This window comes from Prevotella melaninogenica (assembly GCF_018128065.1).
Lineage (GTDB): Bacteria > Bacteroidota > Bacteroidia > Bacteroidales > Bacteroidaceae > Prevotella.
In genome coordinates this window covers 1368234-1388104 of sequence record NZ_CP072360.1, presented here as the reverse complement: position 1 = coordinate 1388104, position 19871 = coordinate 1368234, and the positions used below count along the sequence as shown (strand labels likewise).

The 19871-nt window shown below is 42.1% G+C and carries 15 protein-coding genes, 1 tRNA gene and 1 pseudogene; 7 read left to right on the top strand and 10 right to left on the bottom strand.

Features of this window, described 5'->3' with window-relative positions:
• Positions 1–68: 68 nt before the first annotated feature.
• The 5 genes and pseudogenes from J5A56_RS11485 to J5A56_RS11465 all read left to right on the top strand — a co-directional run bounded on the left by J5A56_RS11485 (position 69) and on the right by J5A56_RS11465 (position 3285).
• Positions 69–1309, top strand: a pseudogene (locus J5A56_RS11485) (sigma-54 interaction domain-containing protein).
• 39 nt (positions 1310–1348) lie between these two features.
• A complete protein-coding gene (locus J5A56_RS11480) occupies positions 1349–1885 on the top strand; it encodes an LptE family protein (protein ID WP_021670780.1) in 537 nt (178 codons plus the stop codon).
• Between the two features lie 70 nt (positions 1886–1955).
• Positions 1956–2726 carry a hypothetical protein gene (locus J5A56_RS11475; RefSeq protein ID WP_021670779.1) on the top strand — a complete coding sequence of 257 codons (771 nt, stop codon included), beginning with the start codon at positions 1956–1958 and terminating at the stop codon, positions 2724–2726.
• 9 nt (positions 2727–2735) lie between these two features.
• A complete protein-coding gene (gene secG, locus J5A56_RS11470; RefSeq protein ID WP_021670778.1) occupies positions 2736–3122 on the top strand; it encodes a preprotein translocase subunit SecG in 387 nt (128 codons plus the stop codon).
• Between the two features lie 87 nt (positions 3123–3209).
• Positions 3210–3285, top strand: a tRNA-His gene (locus J5A56_RS11465).
• Positions 3286–3633: 348 nt separating this feature from the next.
• Here the strand turns inward: J5A56_RS11465 and J5A56_RS11460 are convergent.
• The 4 genes from J5A56_RS11460 to J5A56_RS11445 are packed head-to-tail and all read right to left on the bottom strand — an operon-like array spanning position 3634 to position 9201.
• Positions 3634–5028, bottom strand: a complete 1395-nt coding sequence (locus tag J5A56_RS11460; protein WP_021670777.1) for a sialidase family protein — start codon at positions 5026–5028, stop codon at positions 3634–3636.
• 24 nt (positions 5029–5052) lie between these two features.
• Positions 5053–7041: a glucosamine-6-phosphate deaminase gene (locus tag J5A56_RS11455; RefSeq protein ID WP_021670776.1), complete on the bottom strand. Its 1989-nt coding sequence runs from the start codon at positions 7039–7041 to the stop codon at positions 5053–5055.
• Positions 7041–7829: a glucosamine-6-phosphate deaminase gene (nagB, locus tag J5A56_RS11450; RefSeq protein ID WP_021670775.1), complete on the bottom strand. Its 789-nt coding sequence runs from the start codon at positions 7827–7829 to the stop codon at positions 7041–7043. The genes J5A56_RS11455 and nagB overlap by 1 nt, the downstream gene beginning before the upstream one ends.
• A 55-nt stretch (positions 7830–7884) precedes the next feature.
• On the bottom strand, positions 7885–9201 hold the full coding sequence (locus J5A56_RS11445) for an MFS transporter (protein WP_021670774.1): 1317 nt from the start codon (positions 9199–9201) through the stop codon (positions 7885–7887).
• Between the two features lie 256 nt (positions 9202–9457).
• On the opposite strand from J5A56_RS11445, the gene J5A56_RS11440 reads away from it, so the two are divergent.
• Positions 9458–11002: an alpha-L-fucosidase gene (locus J5A56_RS11440; protein WP_021670773.1), complete on the top strand. Its 1545-nt coding sequence runs from the start codon at positions 9458–9460 to the stop codon at positions 11000–11002.
• Positions 11003–11245: 243 nt separating this feature from the next.
• Here J5A56_RS11440 and J5A56_RS11435 read toward each other — a convergent pair whose 3' ends face one another.
• The 5 genes from J5A56_RS11435 to J5A56_RS11415 all read right to left on the bottom strand — a co-directional run bounded on the left by J5A56_RS11435 (position 11246) and on the right by J5A56_RS11415 (position 16627).
• Positions 11246–11857: a type 1 glutamine amidotransferase family protein gene (locus J5A56_RS11435; protein WP_036918701.1), complete on the bottom strand. Its 612-nt coding sequence runs from the start codon at positions 11855–11857 to the stop codon at positions 11246–11248.
• Between the two features lie 784 nt (positions 11858–12641).
• The gene (locus tag J5A56_RS11430) at positions 12642–13529 is read right to left on the bottom strand and encodes a hypothetical protein (RefSeq protein WP_021670771.1); all 888 of its coding nucleotides are present in this window, start codon (positions 13527–13529) and stop codon (positions 12642–12644) included.
• 7 nt (positions 13530–13536) lie between these two features.
• Entirely contained in the window at positions 13537–13896 is a 360-nt protein-coding gene (locus tag J5A56_RS11425; protein WP_021670770.1) for a LytTR family DNA-binding domain-containing protein, read from the bottom strand.
• Between the two features lie 113 nt (positions 13897–14009).
• A complete protein-coding gene (locus J5A56_RS11420) occupies positions 14010–14648 on the bottom strand; it encodes a SanA/YdcF family protein (protein ID WP_021670769.1) in 639 nt (212 codons plus the stop codon).
• A gap of 728 nt (positions 14649–15376) precedes the next feature.
• Entirely contained in the window at positions 15377–16627 is a 1251-nt protein-coding gene (locus J5A56_RS11415) for a phosphoglycerate kinase (protein WP_021670768.1), read from the bottom strand.
• A gap of 117 nt (positions 16628–16744) precedes the next feature.
• Between J5A56_RS11415 and queC the strand changes: the two genes are divergently transcribed.
• A complete protein-coding gene (gene queC / locus J5A56_RS11410) occupies positions 16745–17401 on the top strand; it encodes a 7-cyano-7-deazaguanine synthase QueC (protein ID WP_036918683.1) in 657 nt (218 codons plus the stop codon).
• Positions 17402–17500: 99 nt separating this feature from the next.
• Here queC and J5A56_RS11405 read toward each other — a convergent pair whose 3' ends face one another.
• Positions 17501–19870 (bottom strand): bifunctional dihydroorotate dehydrogenase B NAD binding subunit/NADPH-dependent glutamate synthase, encoded by a 2370-nt coding sequence (locus J5A56_RS11405; RefSeq protein ID WP_021670766.1) that lies wholly within the window; start codon positions 19868–19870, stop codon positions 17501–17503.
• Position 19871 lies beyond the last annotated feature (1 nt).

The window sequence follows — 19871 nt, the reverse complement described above, 5'->3', positions numbered from 1 at the left end:
AAAGAAAGTTGTTAAAGTCTGCCAAAGTTGCAGCTTTCTCAAATTAAATAGGTAAATTTGTCAGTTAAATGAATACAACAGAATTACAGAGAACAAAACAACGATATAACATTGTTGGCAATAGCGATGGACTTAATCGCGCTTTGGATGTCGCCTTACAGGTAGCACCCACAGATTTATCTGTGCTAATTATCGGCGAGAGCGGTGTCGGTAAGGAAATTATCCCTCGTGTAATCCATGATAACTCTCCTCGTCGTCGTGAGAAATACTTTGCTATTAACTGTGGTTCTATACCAGAAGGAACCATTGATAGTGAACTTTTGGACACGAGAAGGGTTCTTTTACAGGGGCTATTGGTGAGAGCGAGGGTTATTTCGGTATAGCAAACAAGGGTACTATCTTCCTCGATGAGGTAGGAGAGCTACCAATGGCAACACAGGCTCGACTGCTTCGTGTGCTTGAGACAGGCGAATACATCCGTGTTGGAGGACAAGAAATCTGCAAGACTGATGTGCGTATCGTCGCTGCTACCAACGTAAATATGCGAAAGGCTATCAGCGAAGGTAAGTTCCGTGAAGATTTATACTATCGCCTCAACACAATACCTATCCAGATGCCTCCACTCCGTGATCGTGGTGAGGATATCATCCTTCTCTTCCGTCTCTTTGCGATGCAAATGGCTGAAAAGTATCGCCTTCCAAAGATTACACTCACTGATGAGGCACGCCAGATTCTGTTGCAATATAAATGGCCTGGTAATGTTCGCCAGTTAAAGAACATCACAGAGCAGATGTCTGTTCTTAGTGAAAAGCGTGAGATTGATGCAGAAACATTGTTGCATTTTATTCCACGTGACCAAGACAGCACTGAGTTAGCAACAATACAAAACAGTAGTTCGCACAGCTATGAGAGTGAACGTGAGATTCTCTACAAGATTCTCTATGAGTTGAGAGGCAATGTAAGCGACTTACGTCGTGACCTCAATAATGTTCGCAAGCAGTTGGAAGAAAACAGACAACTCAATGGTGCGAGCGGCTTCCAACCTGCCCCACCAACAGTTTCTAATCTTCCAGCGACCTCTAACAAGCAAGCTATTACCCCTACTGGCACCATTGAACAAGTTGAAGATGCTGAAGCAGAAGAGATTTCAGAACCAGAAACGCTCAATCTGAATGATATCGGAAAGCAGTTAGTTGAGAAGGCATTAGAGCGTAACAACGGAAATAGAAAGAAGGCTGCACTGGAACTTGGCATCAGCGACCGCACACTCTATCGCCGTATCAGACAATACGGATTAGACAAAGATTAAGAAATAGTTACAAAAAGGGCTCTACCCTCTTAGAAAACAATGAAGATAGGAAAGAAATTCACATCTACCCGACCACTGACATGGGGTGTAACAGCAATCTGCTTGCTTTTGTTAGCAGCTTGCAGTGTATCCTATAAATTCAATGGTGCAAGTATTGATTACAGCAAGGTGCACACCATTCAAATTGCTGATTTCCCTATTCGTTCAACATACGTATGGGGACCAATGGGACCAATGTTTAACAATCAGTTGAAAGATGTCTTCGCTAATCACACCCGTCTACAGCAAGTGAAGCGCAATGGAGACCTGAAGATAGAGGGTGAAATCACACAGTATCAGCAACGCAACAAGAGTGTATCGAGTGAAGGATACTCTGCACAGACAGAACTTTCTATCACTGTTAACGTACGCTTTACGAACAATACAAATCACAATGAGGACTTTGAACGCCAGTTCACAGCTACCGCAAGCTATGAAACAGTACGTAGTCTGAATTCTGTACAAGAGGAACTCGTTACACAGATGGTGAAAGACCTTACTGACCAGATATTCAATGCAACCGTTGCAAACTGGTAAGCCTATCACATCATCACTTTATTTCATTGACTATTATTCTTATCACCCTCTCATAAACAACCATCGCACTATGGATATAGCCAATCTTATTAATCATCCGGAGAATCTAAACAAGGAGACCTTATACGATCTCCGGAGTATGCTTGCGCTCTATCCTTATTACCAGCCAGCTCGTATTCTGTTGTTACAGAATCTTTTTCTGCTCCACGACCCTACTTTCGATGATGAGTTAAGACGTGCTGCGGTATATATCTCTGACCGTCATATCCTCTTCAAACTCGTTGAGGAAGCTCATTACCAGCTGATTCCACAACAAAGAAAAGCAGATAAGAAGTCGGCTACTCTTAATACCAAAACAGTTGCTGAACAAGAGCAAGACCGCACAACATCGCTTATCGACACCTTCTTAGAGCAGATTCCTGATGAGGAAGAGGTAGCACAAGAAACAGAAGGAAGGCGCAAACCAACACCAGCTGATGCCACAGTAGACTACGTTGCTTATCTCTTAGAAAGCGAAAACAAGCAAAATGGGGATATTACTCCACAATTAAGAGGTCAAGAGCTTATCGACGACTTCATTTTCAATGAAGGAGGTAAAATCACTTTACAAGACGAGACTGAATACGAACCAGAAGAACATGATCACAATGAAGCAGCTGAAAATGAAGATACTGGCTACTTCACGGAGACATTAGCACGAATTTATATAAAACAAGGTAGATATTCTAAAGCATTGGAAATTATTAGGCGATTAAATTTGGTATATCCGAAAAAAAATCGTTACTTTGCAGACCAAATACGATTTTTGGAGAAATTGATAATAAATAACAATAAAAAATAAGACAAGAAAATGTACACGTTATTCGTAATCCTTATCGTGATTGCAGCACTCTTGATGATTGGCGTCGTTCTGATTCAAGAATCAAAGGGCGGTGGTCTTTCATCAAACTTCTCATCATCTAATGCTATCATGGGTGTTCGCAAGACTACTGACTTTGTAGAAAAGACTACTTGGGGCTTAGCTATCGCAATGGTTGTTATCAGCGTAGCAAGTGCTTACGTTGCACCATCAGCAAGCACAGATGAAAGTGTTATTGAGAATGCTGCAACACAAGACAATACAACAAACCCTAACAACTTGCCAAACTTCGGTGCAAGTCAGCAGAAGCAGGCTGCTCCAGCTGCACAAGCTCCAGCAACTCAGGCTCCAGCTGCTCCAGCAACTCCTGCAAAATAAAGGTGTTTGATAAAAAAGTACGGGAAATATTTGGTCAATCCAAATAAAACCCGTATCTTTGCAATCGCTAAAAGAAATAGCCAATATGGTGGATGTAGTTCAGTTGGTTAGAGCGTCAGATTGTGGTTCTGAATGTCGTGGGTTCGAGTCCCACCCTCCACCCTTCAATAACAAAGCGGAAGTCTTTTAAAGACCTCCGCTTTTTTAGTACGCTCGGCATGAGCATTGTCTAACGGGTGTAAGTCCGAGTAAGTCTTATGACTGGCTTCATATAAGGTTTTTTTGTGAAGTGGCAAGACGGCGAGTTTTGGATGCTTACGCATAAGCCATGTTTGTAAGGTGTTTGGATGGTTAATACATCTTTGGAAGTCATCAGTGATAATGGCATTAAGAAAATGAGCTGTAGCAGTCGACGAGAATCGATTGCTACAGCTCATTGTTAATTTCAAGTTACCCTGTACCACTTCTGGTAATGGCAACTCAATACCGATATGCTCTCCTTTCCAGGCTATTATTTCTTTCTTTTCACTTGCTTTTCTTTTACAGCAAGTGGCACTTTTGTTTGGTGAGCCTTTGCTGCCTCTATCATGTACTTAGATCGATCAACGTAGGGAAGGAGCTCATATGCTCCCTTTGTAATAGCCTTCAACGATAAACTTTTGAACTCAATATCATAGCCGTCGTTCTGTCCGCGTACCTCATAGAGGAAGCCGATGCGCTGGTTCTTCATAAGTACCATTGTTGAATAGCATGAAGATTCGTCAGTTACACGTAGACCTTTCTTCCAGTTGCTGCCTAATGCATCAGCAGTAGAGTAGTCAGCGTAAGATGCCAACTCCTTGTAGAAGAAGCCTACACTGTCACGACGTGCGCTAAGTGGTACTGATTGAAGGGCAACAAAAAGCTTCTTACCGTCAGCAACTCGCTTTGCAGGAACAACCAGAATACCGCCATTGCAGGCATTTACCTGCTTGCCAGTCATGTTCTGTGGCATAACTTCTTCGCCCCAGCTACCTGTAGCCTTCGCTGCATCTTTGTAAGTAAAGATGTTGAATCGTCTGCCTCCGTAAACGTCACGGCAGCTCAGTAATACGCTACCATCAGGCATTTCCTCAACTTTTGACTCGTCCTGAGCAATAGAAGGAGCCTTTGATGGAGTGCCTAAAACGTTCCATGTGCGACCGAAGTCATCAGAATAGATCACAAAGGTACCGCAGCGGTCAACGCCCTTCTGACGGATTGGATGCGCAACATAAAGGCGATAGAACTTGCCTTTGCGGACGTAACGGCTCTGCATAATCTTACCTGACGTCAGGAAGATACCATCAGGATTGCCACCATTAGGCAGCTTGCCATCGTAGAGACCGTGAATCATCTCGGTAAGGTCTGTTCCATTGTCCCATGTCTTACCACCATCAGTACTGTGGAAGAAGTAGGCATGCTGTGGGTTCTGACGGGTTGCAGTCTGATAAGCACTCTTACCTGCTACACAATGAAGCAATACATTGTCTGACGTGCGGTCAGCAATGATACTTGGATCACCGAAAGCAGTACGGATTGGGTCAGCTGCATGTTCGTTACCACGTGCCACACAAACCGTATCAGACCATGTCTTACCAAAGTCCTTACTTGTCTTCATGACAACGTTAATCTGCCACAGACCATTTCTATTATTCCATCCCACATCAGTGTGACTGAGACGGAAGTCGCAAGTAGCTAACAGTGTTCCCTTACGTGTCTCGGTAATTGCAGGGATACGATAAGGAACTGGGCTATTAGCTCTATCAAAAACGATGGTGGTAAAACCATCATCGTTCTTGATATTGTTGTTCTTCTCTGTTCCTACTGCACCTACCTGTAAGAGTGAGGCGCAGAGGGAAACAGTTAATAAGATCTTCCTATACATTAATTCTTGTTTGTCTTATAAGCACTAAAACTTGTATTCAACAAAAGCTTCCATTGCTTCGTAGCAAGCAAGTCCTAAGTCATCATAGAGCTTAGCTGTACCACGATTGCGGTCCTCTGAACGCTGCCAGAAGAGACGTTCGTCATTACCAAGGAATGGAGCACTTTCCATCTGACTCTGATGCTTGAGGATAGAGTTACGCTTTGCACGCAGCTCCTCTGGGCTGATAGGTACACACATCTCGATGTTCTCAATTTCCCATTCTGCCCAGGCACCACGATACATCCATACGCGACAGTCCTTCAACCATTCTGACTTAGCTTCCTTTTCAAGGTCGATAGCAGCAAGGACAGCATCTGTACACTTGCGGTGAGTACCGTGTGGGTCAGCTAAGTCACCTGCCACATAAATCTGATGAGGCTGTACCTTAGTAATGAGTTCTCTTACGATATTTACGTCAGCTTCGCCCATTGGGAGCTTCTCAATCTTACCAGACTCATAGAAAGGCAGGTCAAGGAAGTGAACATGGTCGAGAGGAATCTGGTTGAAGGTAGAAGCTGTACGTGCCTCGCCACGACGGATAAGTCCCTTGATGGTACGAATGTCCTGTGTGTCGATGTCACCTTCCTTCTTATTCTTTAAGAACTCCTTAATCTCCTTGTACTTAGACTTGATAACCTCATCTTGCTCACCAGCGAAGAGCTGATTGAAGCCATTGATGAAGTGCATGAAGCGCACAACTTCCTCGTCACCCACAGCAATGTTACCTGATGTTTCGTAAGCTACGTGAACATCGTGTCCCTGTTGTACCAAGCGACGGAGGGTACCACCCATTGAGATAACATCATCATCAGGATGCGGAGAGAATACAATCACTCTCTTTGGGAAAGGATTGGCACGTTCTGGTCGATAGGTGTCGTCAGCATCTGGCTTACCACCGGGCCAACCTGTAATTGTATGCTGGAGGTCATTGAAGATCTTGATGTTTGCATTGTATGCAGAACCATAGAGTGCAAGAAGTTCACTAAGACCATTCTCATTGTAATCCTTGTTGGTCAACTTGAGAAGAGGCTTACCTGTAATCTGACAGAGCCAAACGAGAGCAGAGCGTACCAACTTATCTGTCCATTTACAAGAAGCAACGAGCCAAGGATGCTGAATACGTGTCAGCTTAGCTGCAGCAGATAAGTCAATAACAACATGTGCATCGTTATGTGTCTGCAAGAATGATGCAGGAACAACATCACTCACCTTCCCCTCAACGGTCTTCTTAATGATGTCAGCCTTCTCTTCACCCCATGCTGTAAGGAATATCTTACGTGCAGAGAGAATAGTGCTAACACCCATTGTTATAGAGCATGGTGGAACAGACTCCTGAGAACCGAAGCTCATCTTCATCTCCTCACGTGATGTCTCATCAATCAAGATAAGGCGAGAAGCAGATGTAAGGCTTGAACCTGGTTCGTTGGTAGCGATATTACCCATACGGCCAATACCCAAAAGGATAACATCAAGACCACCGAACTCCTTAATATTCTGTTCATACTGGCGGCAATGCTCCTGTACGTCGTTCTGAGCAATTGTTCCATCTGGTGTAAAGATGTTCTCAGCATCGATGTCAATATGATTCAAGAAACGTTCTTTGAGCTGATTAATACTACGATTTACGTTTTCGACACTCAGTGGGAAATATTCGTAAGCATTGAAGATAACAACATTCTTGAAGCTCAGTTTGCCAGTCTGATGACGCTTGATAAGCTCCTGAAAGATAGGAGTGAGGGAAGAACCAGACCCAACGCCCATTACATATTTTCTTCCTTCTTGCTCTCTCTTCTTGATGTCTGCCTCAAGTTGATTGACTATGTCGATAGTTCCTTCTTCAATCGTTGGGAAGATATCTGTTGGAACCTTCTCAAAACGTGTTATCTCCGAGCGTTCGATAGCTGTTGCTGGACGATAAAACTCCTCAGGTATTTGATTGAGTACAATCTGTGAACTTAAATTCAGTTTCATTACAAGTTCTCCTTTTCTATGTCTTTAAAGTATTTGTATGTTTCTACAGTTAACTTGTCTGTTGCACTTTCATCACAAACAATGATACCATGTTCGTGCATCTGTAAAGCACTGATTGTCCACTTCTGTGTGATTGGACCTTCTACAACAGCACGCAAAGCTTCTGCCTTGTTGTGACCATTTACAAGTATCAATACTTCCTTTGCATCCATTACAGTACCCACACCGACAGTCAATGCATGTACAGGAACCTTGTTAGGATCATTGTCAAAGAAACGTGAGTTGGCAATACGTGTGTCTGATGTCAATGTCTTGACACGAGTACGTGAACGAAGTGATGAGCCAGGCTCATTGAAGGCAATGTGTCCGTCAGGACCGATACCACCGAGGAAGAGGTCGATACCACCTGCTTTATGAATCATTTCCTCATAGTGCTGGCACTCTGCCTCAAGATCTTTTGCGTTACCATTCAAGATATGAATGTTCTCTTTTGGACAATCAATGTGGTTGAAGAGGTTCTCTGCCATGAAGCTATGATAGCTTTGTGGATGATCCTCTGGCAAGCCTACATACTCATCCATATTGAATGTAACAACATTCTTAAAGCTTACTCTGCCTTCCTTATAAGCCTTTACCAACTCAGCATACATACCCTCTGGTGAAGAACCAGTAGGCAAACCGAGTATAAATGGCTTGTCTTGGTTTTTAGCAGCATTGATACGCTCAATAACATAGTTTGCTGCCCATTTTGATAACTTTTCGTAATTAGGTTCTATTATTAATCTCATAATCTTTGGTTTTAATTATTTATTTTGGTTTTATGTTTATAAATTCTCTACTTTTTTATGCTTCAATCTTTTCTTTCTTCGTGTTGTCTGTGTATGTGAATGGAACGAACCATGTTATAAGCAGCGCTGGAATGGTACATACCAAGACGAAGATAAAGAAGTGACGATAACCCAACATGTCACTGAAAATACCACTCAACATACCCGGTAACATTACACCCAAGTTCATAATACCACTTGCAAAAGCATAGTGCGCCATCTGGTGTTTACCCGGTGCAATCTGCTGCATCATAAAGAGTGGAAGTCCAACAAAGCCGAAGCCATAGCCAAAGTTTTCCATAACGATAGCACCACCAATCAACCAAAGGTTTTCTGGTTGATAGACTGCTAATAATGTATAGGCAATAAATGGAATATTAAAGATTAATGCGAGGGAGAAGAGGCTCTTCTGTAATCCTCTCCATGCGATGTAATAGCCTGCAAGGATTGAGCCAATAACGAAGGCTGCAGCACCAAAGGTTCCATAGCAGAGTCCAATCTCTTGTTCACTTAATCCCAAACCTTGTTTGGCACGTGATGCCTTAAGGAAGAGAGGAACAATCTTTATTACAAAACCCTCTGCAAAACGATAGAGGATAATGAAGAATATATAATATATAATGTGTTTCTTCTTGAAGAAGTCGATAAATACCTCAACAAGTTCACCTAACAATTCTTTTAATGTTTTAGCAGAATCAGTTGTAGCCTTCTTTGAATTTGGGAGTATAATGATATGGTAACAGCCTATCACTATCATAATTGTAGCAATAATAAGCATGATAAACATCCATGCCTTTGTTACGCCGAAATGTTCAATAAACGTACCTGCAAGGTAGACTAATCCACCTGTTGCAGCAATCTTAGCAATGTTATAGAAGGCTCCCTGCCAACCAATCCAGCGTGCCTGTTCTTCATTTGAGAGAACAGACATATAGGTTCCGTCTGCAGCAATATCATGCGTAGCGCCACTCAGCGCAATAACAGCAAGTATTGCGATTGTAACGGGGAAGAAGAAAGGAAGATGAAGGGCAAAGGCTACTAATGCAAAAAGCACACCTGTAAGCAGCTGTGTTAATACAACAAAGAACTTCTTTGTCTTATAAATCTCTAAGAACGGACTCCACAGTGGCTTTAGTGTCCATGGAAGCATGATGAGGGAGGTCCAGAAGGCTATCTGCTTATCAGATACTCCCATTCCTTTATACATCAGTGTACAAACCATATTGAGTACGACGAAAGGCATACCCATGGCAAAATAAAGCGTAGGAACCCATGTTGCTGGACTATGCAGCATCTTGTTTTCCTCTTTTAGGTTCTTAGGGTTTAGACTCATTTTCTTTATATAGGATTTCTAAAGAAAGTAACAGTTAAAGAGAGGTTTTTACTTATCAAAAAGGTTTTATTTAACTTTAATTTACCAATGCAGTGAATCTCTTACTTTGAAAACCGCACTTCTCTGAATTCATACTATTGTACATATAACGCTTATAAATGCGTTTTATTGTGTACGTATTTGGTTTTCTCGACGAAAATAATTAAATTTGCCGTAGAATATTAAAATTACATTTATAAATCATTACCTAATAATTATGTGGCTGAATTCTTATTCCCATCTTTTTAAGGCAACGATAGCTTGTACAAGCTTATTATTCTCGCCGGTAGTTCTTCCAACGCTTTGTGCTCAGGAGCAGAACGTTGTAATAATCAATCCGACAGATTCTCCTGCGGAAATTGTTCGTAAGGCAGCAAATGTTGTCCCATCTGCTCGTCAGTTCAATTGGCAGCGTCAGGAGCTTACAGCTTTCTTACATTATGGTGTAAACACCTATACAGGGAGAGAGTGGGGTGATGGCAAGGAATCTCCAGCTATCTTTAATCCTACCAATCTTGATGCAGATCAGTGGATACGTGAGTTGAAGGCAGCAGGCTTTAAGTGTGCTATCCTTACTTGTAAGCATCATGATGGTTTCTGTTTGTGGCCATCGGCTTATACAGAACATAGTGTTAAGAACTCTCCATGGAAGAAGGGTAAAGGTGATGTTGTACGTGAGGTGAGCGATGCCTGCAAGAAGTATGGTATGGACTTTGGTGTCTATCTCTCTCCTTGGGATCGTAATTCAGACCTTTATGGAACTGAAGCTTATAACGACTTCTTTGTTAAGCAGTTGACGGAATTGCTTACACAATATGGTAAGGTAAGTGAAGTGTGGTTTGATGGTGCTTGTGGTGAAGGACCAAATGGTAAGAAGCAGGTGTATGACTTTGTACGTTGGTATGAGCTTATTCGTAAGTTGCAGCCAGAGGCAGTGATAGCTGTCATGGGACCTGATGTTCGTTGGGTTGGTACAGAGACTGGCCGTGGTCGTGAAATGGAATGGAGTGTTGTGCCAAAGGACAATCTTGATCAGGATGCTATTGCAAAGAACTCACAGACGGAAGTACTGACTGCACCTGTTGGTGATATGATGGGGCAAGACCTTGGTAGTCGTAAGAAGATTGAAAAAGCAAAGTCACTTATTTGGTATCCTGCTGAGATTGATGTGTCTATACGTCCGGGATGGTTCTATCATGAGGATCAGGATAGCAAGGTGAAGTCACCAAAGGAACTGATGGACATCTATTTCACATCTGTCGGAATGAATGGTGTACTTCTCTTGAATCTCCCTCCTAATAAGGAAGGTAAACTCTCTGAGGCAGATATAAGAAGTCTTCGTGGTTTCCGTCAGTTGTATGTAAATACCTTCACTGATAATCTCTTGGCAAAGGCTAAGGTTACTTGTGCGCTTTCAGAGGGTAAGGGTCGCAATGTTATTGACGATAATTATGACACTTCTGTACGTCCAAAGATGAAGGATGGTAAGGCTGTCTTCTCATTCAAACTGAATAAACCTGCTACCTTTAATGTCCTTTCTGTGCAAGAGGATATCCGTAAGGGACAGCGTGTTGAGAAGTTCTCACTTGAAGTGAAGGATGCTAAGGGCAACTGGAAGAAAGTTACAAAGGGTACGACCGTTGGTCATAAGCGTTTGTTGAAGTTCCCTGTCGAGACTGCTAAGGAGGTTCGCCTTATCATCAGTGAGGTGCGTGCCGTACCTGCTATCTCTGAGATTGGTTTGTATCGATTAAGAGATTAGGCTATTATTCTAAGGCTTATTGCAATAAGTTATATAAAATGAGCGTGTGTCAAAATGCAAATTAATAACTTGACAACTTTCAACTATAAGTAGGTTTTTCCTAAAATAGAGAAAAGACCATTTCTTTACTCAAAATCGAGTAGAGAAATGGTCATTTTTAATGAATTATTTCAAACAGTAAGATTATCAAAATGGCATATGCATTTTACCACAGCCTTTCCCCATCAATTTTATTTGTTAGAATTACTCCTGTTTTACAAATCCATTCTTATAAAAGTCATACCAAGCTGCAATCTTTTCCGAGGTATTGGCTTTCAGAAGTGAGAGCATTTCACGAGTGAACTCCAAGTGACCAGTAATATTTGCTGTAACGATATTTTTATCACTTACAGCCTGTGCGTTCACATATCCTGTTTTGTTCGTGTATCTTTCACCACCCCATTGTTTAAGTTGGTCGAGACCATTACCCGTATGTTTTACGTTGTTCAAGAAGCCATGAGCACACAGAAATGATGCTCCGTTGCATATAGCTCCTACGGGTTTGTCCTTATCCAATGCTTCTTGTACCAATGGCTCAACAAGTTCTGCTTCAGGAGAATTCCATTGATTGCCACCGATAAGCACTAAGGCTGCATACTCTTTGGGCATGTTCTCAAAAGAATAGTCGGGCAATGTTTTGAATCCACCAATGGAACAGACTGCATCTAATGTCGGAGCAACTGTATGCACTCTGTACTTGATTTCACTACCTGGTATTACGCCAACATGAAGGGCTGTAGAGAGAAAAGCACCTTCCCAATCTGTGTACTCATTCAATAAGACAAACAAAACTTTTTGGAGGTTTAGTAGTGCCATTATCTTATTCGCATCTTCATGATTGGCTGTGTTGTATAGTGTGGCATCGTTAACCCGTTTCTTTTCAATATAATCGTGCATAGGATAAGCATTGATAGCTGCTTGAATATCGTCTTTGCCGTCACCGATTGTGCAAGCACAAATAGCTACATCGCATCCCAAATTCTTTAATTCTTCGAGATGATTCTTTACAGAGCATTCTCCTTCTGGATAATCTCCCTGTGTAACAATACCAACTTTTCTTCCGTTGTATTCTATGACATCAAGAAAATCACCATTGGATATTTTTTTAAAACAATTGTTAGAATTTTGAGAGCTTTGTTCCAATAGCTTATCATGCACAATCGTTAGTGTTGTTGTTTTCCCACTATTTTGGGGACCTCTTAATGAGATAATTTCCATATTATTTATATTTAATTACAAACAAAATAACTCTTCAGCAATAATGAACGTTGAATATCAAGAACTTATAAACGTAACATTGTAGCAAAAAGGCTCAAAATGACATTCTTTACCAGAACTTGTATGTATCTATTTATGTAACTTGTTGATGATCAACAGTAGTTTATACATCTTATCGCAGAAGAGTTACACATAACCTTATTCATTGATTAAATGCTTTTAAAATATAGTGCAAATATACAAAAAACAAGATATAAACATCTTATTCAAACTAAAAAATATATATATATTGTTTTAAGAACTAAAATTGTCATACTCTCTTCAATATACTTACGTACAGATGAGTCTTTATTTTTTATTTGATATTCCTATTAACTTGTTTCTATTTTGTTTTCTTAAATATAAGTAGGTTATTTCCGTATCCCTTCCAGTCAGCTACTCCACAGATGCTATCGGCTGGTGTGCGATAGAAGGTGTTACCATTGTTTCCACCTGTCAGATAGACGGCATCAGTAAAGCCATAGTCGGCAAGGGCTTGTGCAAAGTCGTAGAGGGATTCTTTATGGATAGTCTCAACATACCAAATCATTGTAGAGCCAGCTTTACGTGCTAATGCACAGCGTGTCACTTTTCCCTTTAAGGCAAACTGCTCTTCGCATATTTGTCCTGCCGATACGAGGGCAAATTGGCGGAACATGCTACCATTGTGGGCTTTGACATACTCCTTTATGGAATCATCTTGACCGATGCCTATTTGCCACTTGTCGCCAACAATAGCTACAAAGCCAGCCTTGTTATGGTTGCTTGCATACTCCTTACCATGATAGATAAAGTCGCCAATGTATTTGTACTGATGGTTTTCATCCCAATAGAAGTCCCAACCATGTGTGACAAGACAGACGGTAGAGTCGCTGTCAGAAGGGGCAGTGCGAGATAGGGTAGGTGTGAGTCCATGCAGTTCGTATAGTCTCATACTTACGCCATAGAGCGAATCTACCTTCATCGTTACCCCTTGTAAAGAGTCTGTTGGCATCTTCTCCAAGTCGCGAATGATTTCTGTTGATGTACGACTTAATGGGTAATCAAAAGCGAGGGTACGGCTATTTGCTTTCTGCCAGAAGTAGAAGGTTGCAGCAGAAAGGGCGATAAAAGCAAGTGCAACAATTCCTATCCACCATCTACGGGATGCTGGTTGCTGCTTGTCTGTTAGCTGAGAAGGTTTGAATTCCGCACCTCCTAAGAACTGAATATCGTCGTCACTATAACTCATTCTGCTTTTATTTTATACCCTCTTCAAGGAGCTGCAACGCTTTGTGTGAGATAGAGTCGAGTACTATCTTTTGTGATAGTTCTTTTCTCCACAGGCTCAGTTGGTCCTTCTTTGTGTCAATTCTACTGATATAGTGAAGGTTGAGAACGTATTGTTTACCCACCCTTACGAATACAATTTCTTGCTGTCTCATCTGTTGATCAATGAGTTCTGTAATGGCTTTGAGGCTCATCCATAGCTGTATCTCCTCACCATTCGAAAGTGTCATCACACAGTAGTTGCCGTCTGATCGGATATAAAGAATCTCGTCAAACGCCAGTCGCATCATTTCTGTGCTTCCGTTTTGTATGATTAACAGCTGTTTCACTACTTATTATCAACAAATTGTTATAGTACTGCAAATTTAGTAATAAAAAGCTATACTCTTGTTGCTTTGTATAGAAAATCTATTTCTGTCAGTCATTCAATGGTTTAGAATGGCTACTCACAGAAGTCTTTTCGATGTGTAACATACAAGTCAATAAAGAGTTTAACTCTTGCCAATAACTCCCTTATATGTGTCCATATGGCCCTTGGATGTCGTACGTCATCAGCATTATATCCCACAGCTTTAATATTCATCTTGTCTGCCAAGAAGATGCTCCGCTCATTGTGCCACTTCTGTGAGATGATAATCATATCGTTAACCCGAAAGTGTTGTTTGATATTTCTCATAGACAGTAGGGTACGATAGCCTTGTCCGTCCATTATGATGATACTATCAGGTACACCTCTTTCTATAAGGTCATGGCGCATTGTTTGTGGTTCGTCATAGCCTTCTTCTCGCTTGTCACCACTAATGATAAGCTGTCGGAACTTCCCATGTTTATATAGTTCTGCAGTCGCCTTGATACGTGCCATATAGAAGGAACTCGGTCTTTTACCTCCCCTTTCCTTTGGGTTAGTGCCGAGCAGTAAGGCTGTCTGCATAGTGGGAACATCATTGATATCATTGAATGTTCTTCCTTTTGCATTCTTATCAACAATAATGTTGCATAATAGAATTATGGTTCCAAATAGGGCAATGATAGCGGTGATGGAAATAATGATTTTCTTTTTCCTTTGTTTGTTTCTTTTCATCTGTTTCTTTTCTTTATGTGTATCAAAGCGTTATGCCTATAAGTGCAATAGTTTTGATAGAATCTTGTAATAACCTTGATGCAAAGTTAATGCTTATCTATTATCTACTCTTATCTTTTTCCCACCTGCTGATGAAATAGTGCTGAGGGTGTATGAAACTGTGAATTGTTAATTCATAATTCATAATTCAAAATTCATAATTATGATTACCGACAAAGGTAAAGTTAAAAGCGTATTATTCAAATCATAAAGTTCAATGTTCAATGTTCAAAGTTCAAAGGATATGAAGTTCTATGTTCGTAAATGTTTACAAATGGCGTGGGAAAGATGTAGATAAAAGCTCAAAAAAGGCGCAATTTCAGTACCTTTATAAGTCGTTATCTATCAAGTGGTTGTAAGGTTGCCTTTCAATAGGTGCTTAGTAAGGGTTCAAAAGGGCGTTAGTAAGGGTTCAAAAGGGCATCTTTTAGAAGCTAATTAGGCGTTATTTCAACTCCGATTAAGCATCTATTAAAATTGTAGGTATGAAGTTTTTATTACAAAGGAGTGTAGTTTGATGAAGTTTATAACCTGTTGTTGGGCTGTAAATCGTTAATTATTTTTTTTGTAAACTATTAGATACTACTTTCTTATATGGTTTGTTTCTTCTTTTAGTTCGTTATATAAAGAAAGCCGTCACTTCATGATGAAGCAACGGCTTGTGTATATTTGAGAGATAGATAAATCTCTTACTTCTCGATAGCAGCTACACCTGGGAGTACCTTACCCTCGATAGCCTCGAGCATAGCACCACCACCAGTAGATACATAAGAAACCTTGTCAGCAAGACCGAACTTGTTAACAGCAGCAACTGAGTCACCACCACCAACGAGTGAGTAAGCACCGTTCTCCTGAGTTGCCTGTGCAACAGCCTTAGCAATCTCACCAGTTCCCTTAGCGAAGTTCTCCAACTCGAATACGCCTACAGGACCGTTCCAAAGGATTGTCTTAGAAGCGAGGATAATCTTCTTCCATGCCTCGATGCTCTCATCAGATGCGTCCATACCTTCCCACTCATCAGGAATCTGGTCGATTGGGAATACCTGACGCTCTGTGTCGTTAGAGAAGTCCTTACCGCAGACAGTAGCAACAGAGAGTGAAAGGTTTACACCCTTCTCCTTAGCTGCGGCCATTACGTTCAATGCCTCTGGCATTAAATCGTCCTCGTGGAGTGACTTACCAATCTTACCGCCCTGTGCCTTGATGAAGGTGTAACCCATACCACCACCGATGATGAGGTTGTCTACCTTGTCAAGGAGGTTCTTAATAACACCAAGCTTAGAGCTAACCTTTGAACCACCGATGATAGCAGTGAAAGGATGCTGAGCGTTCTTCAATACGTTATCGATAGCTGTAACCTCTTTCTCCATGAGGTAACCCAACATCTTGTGGTCAGCATCGAAGTAGTCAGCGATAACTGCTGTAGAAGCGTGCTTGCGGTGAACTGTACCGAATGCATCGTTTACATATACGTCAGCGTATGAAGCGAGCTTCTTAGCGAAGTCCTTCTGACGATCTTTCATCTCAGCCTTTGCAGCGTCAAACTCAGGAGTACCCTTCTCAACACCTACTGGCTTGCCTTCCTCCTCTGGATAGTAACGGAGATTTTCGAGCAAGAGAGCTTCGCCTGCTTTCAATGCAGCAGCCTCAGCCTCAGCATTACCAGCATCCTTAGCGAACTTAACCTCAACACCGAGAGCATTGCTTACGTTCTTAACAATCTGGCTCAATGAAAGCTCTGGCTTCACCTTTCCCTTTGGCTTACCCATGTGGCTCATCATGATGAGAGCACCACCATCAGCCAATACCTTCTTCAGTGTTGGCAAAGCACCACGGATACGTGTCTCGTCTGTTACATGACCATTCTCATCCAAAGGCACATTGAAGTCTACGCGGACGATAGCCTTGTGTCCAGCGAAGTTAAAATCGTTAATTTTCATTTGTTTTTTATTATTTGTAACGTTATAATGTTCCTATCCGCAAAAATACTAATTTTTGATGGATTGGTGAAATCATACACTATCTTTTTTGTAAATTTGCAGAAAAATAAGATTGTAATGAAAGATTCAGTTATTATTGTTAGTGGTGGACTTGATTCTATCACGTTGCTTTATGATAAGGCGGAGACTATCGCCTTGGCAATCTCTTTTGACTATGGTCAAAATCATGGAGCTATGGAACTGCCTTATGCTCGGTACCATTGTGAGAAGTTGGGTATTCCTCATATTACGATTCCACTTTCTTTTATGCACCAGTATTTTAAGAGTTCATTGCTTAATGGTGCTGAGGCTATCCCAGAGGGGCATTATGAGGAAGAGAATATGAAGTCGACGGTTGTACCTTTCCGTAATGGTATTATGCTTGCGATTGCAACGGGTATTGCTGAGAGTCATGAGTTGAAGCGTGTGTATATTGCAAACCATGGTGGTGATCATACGATTTATCCTGACTGCCGTCCAGAGTTTATCCATGCGATGAATGGTGCTACGGAGGCTGGAACTTTTGTGAAAGTGCGTGTGGAGGCTCCTTATACGGAGATTACTAAGGCTGAGATTGTGGCGCGTGGTGCTGCGTTGGGAATAGACTATTCTAAGACGTGGAGCTGTTATAAAGGTGCTGACGTACACTGTGGTAAGTGCGGTACGTGTGTGGAACGTAAGGAGGCTTTTGAGGAAGCAGGTGTGAAGGACCCAACTGTTTATCGCAAAGATTAAAGCGGTCTGTCAAAGATGAATTATTCTTTTACAACTAAAAACAAAACAGTCGGGTAGAGGCTTCTATCCGACTGTTTCGCTAATTATAAGTGATGAGATTTAACCCAACAATTGTTCTGCCATATTTGCAGCGGCTCTTCTTCCGTCTCCCATTGCAAGGATAACCGTTGCGCCACCACGTACGATATCACCACCAGCAAAGATTTCAGGCTGTGAACTCTGCATCTGGTCGTTGACGACAATCGTATCTTTGCGTCCTAACTCCAATCCCTTTATAGACTTTGGAACCAATGGGTTAGGGGATACGCCTACGGCAACGATGACCTGATCACAGTCAACGGTGATGGTCTCACCAGTAAGCTCTGGACGGCAACGTCCACTTACGTCTGGTTCTCCAAGTTTCATTACGTCTAAGACGGCAGCACAGACACGTCCCTTTTCATCGGTCTTATATTCTTTTGGGTTATGGAGGGTGAGGAAGTTAATACCTTCTTCCTTAGCATGCTTCACCTCTTCAAGACGTGCTGGCATCTCTGCTTCTGAACGACGATAGACGAGGGTTACATCGCCGCCTAATCGTTTTGCCGTACGACAAGAGTCCATTGCCGTGTTACCACCACCAATAACCAAAACTTTCTTACCCATAATAATAGGTGTGTCGGTCTCTGGGTTGGCTGCATCCATGAGGTTTACACGTGTTAGGTACTCATTACTTGAAAGGATGTTGATGGCGTTCTCACCCGGAATACCCATAAAGTTAGGTAATCCTGCACCTGAACCAACAAAGATTCCCTTGAAACCTTTCTCCTTCAACTCTTCTATACTAATGGTCTTACCAACGATAGTATCTGTTTGGAAGTGCACACCAATGCGGCGAAGATTATCTATTTCAACATCCACAATCTTGTTTGGAAGGCGGAACTCAGGGATACCATATTTCAATACACCACCAATTTCATGTAATGCCTCGAAGACATAAACCTCAAATCCACGCTTTGCCATATCTCCAGCAAAGCTCAATCCTGCAGGACCAGAGCCGATAACAGCCACTTTGATGCCATTAGCTGGTGCTACGTCTGGCAATGCCATATGTCCGCTCTCGCGCTCGTAGTCGGCAGCGAAACGCTCAAGATAACCGATGGCTACGGCTGGTGAGTTCATTTTGAGGTGAATACAACGGCTCTCACATTGCTTCTCTTGTGGACAAACACGACCACATACGGCTGGCAAAGCTGATGTTTCCTTGAGTATCTTGGCTGCTTCGAGGAAGTCTCCACGCTCTATATTCTTAATAAAATCAGGAATATGAATGTTTACAGGACAACCCTCTATGCAAGATGGTTTTGGACAGTCAAGGCATCGTTTAGCTTCCTGCATTGCCATTTCAGGTGTCAGACCAATGTTTACTTCCTCTAAACGAGTCTTCGCACGATAAGCTGGATCAAGCTCTGGCATCTTTACACGCTCAATGGTAGTGCGCTCTTTTGGTTTAAGTGCCTTGCGTAAAGCGGTGCGCCAATCGTCGCCCTTCATCTCTTCTGATAAGTGGGCTGTATTTTCTTTCTGACAGTCTGTAGCACCCTTATCAGTGTTGTTCTTATCTGTTGTCTTTTCTTTAGCCTTTTCCCCCAGCTTGTTTTCCGCCAGGCACTCCCCTCCTTCGGAGGGGTTGGGGGAGGTCTCAATTTCCTTAAACGTCCCCATTCGCTTGAACATCTCATCCCAGTCAACGAGGTCGCCATTGAATTCAGGACCATCAATGCAGACAAAGCGAGTTTTTCCGCCAATTGTAAGGCGGCAAGCACCACACATTCCAGTTCCGTCCACCATAATAGTATTGAGTGAAACATCGTTAGGGATGCCGTATTTCTTAGCCAAAAGGGAGGTGAACTTCATCATGATAGGAGGACCGATAGCCAATACCTTGTCTACATGTTCACGCTGAATCACCTTTTCTACACCGACAGTAATGACACCTTTTTCTCCGTATGAGCCATCATCGGTCATGATGATAACCTCATCAGAGTATTTCTTTACGTCATCTACCATGATAACCAATTCCTTGGTACGACCAGCAAGAACAGAGATGACTCTGTTGCCAGCTTTCTTTAGTGCTGTAAGAATAGGGAGGATGGCAGCAATACCGATACCACCACCAGCACAGATAATCGTACCGTAGTTCTCAATGTGGGATGGGGTGCCAAGTGGACCGACAATATCGACAATCTCATCGCCTTCATTCAGCTGGCAAAGTTTTGTTGATGAGCGTCCCACCTCTTGAATAACCATGGTGAGCGTACCCTTTACTGGGTCCGATTTCGCAATGGTGTAAGGTACACGTTCGCTGTGGTTGTCAACACGCACGATGATAAAGTTGCCAGGACGGCAGCTTCGTGCAATGAGTGGTGCTTCTACTTCTATGCAGAAGACCTTCTCTGAAAACTGTTGTTTACGGATAATCTTGTTCATG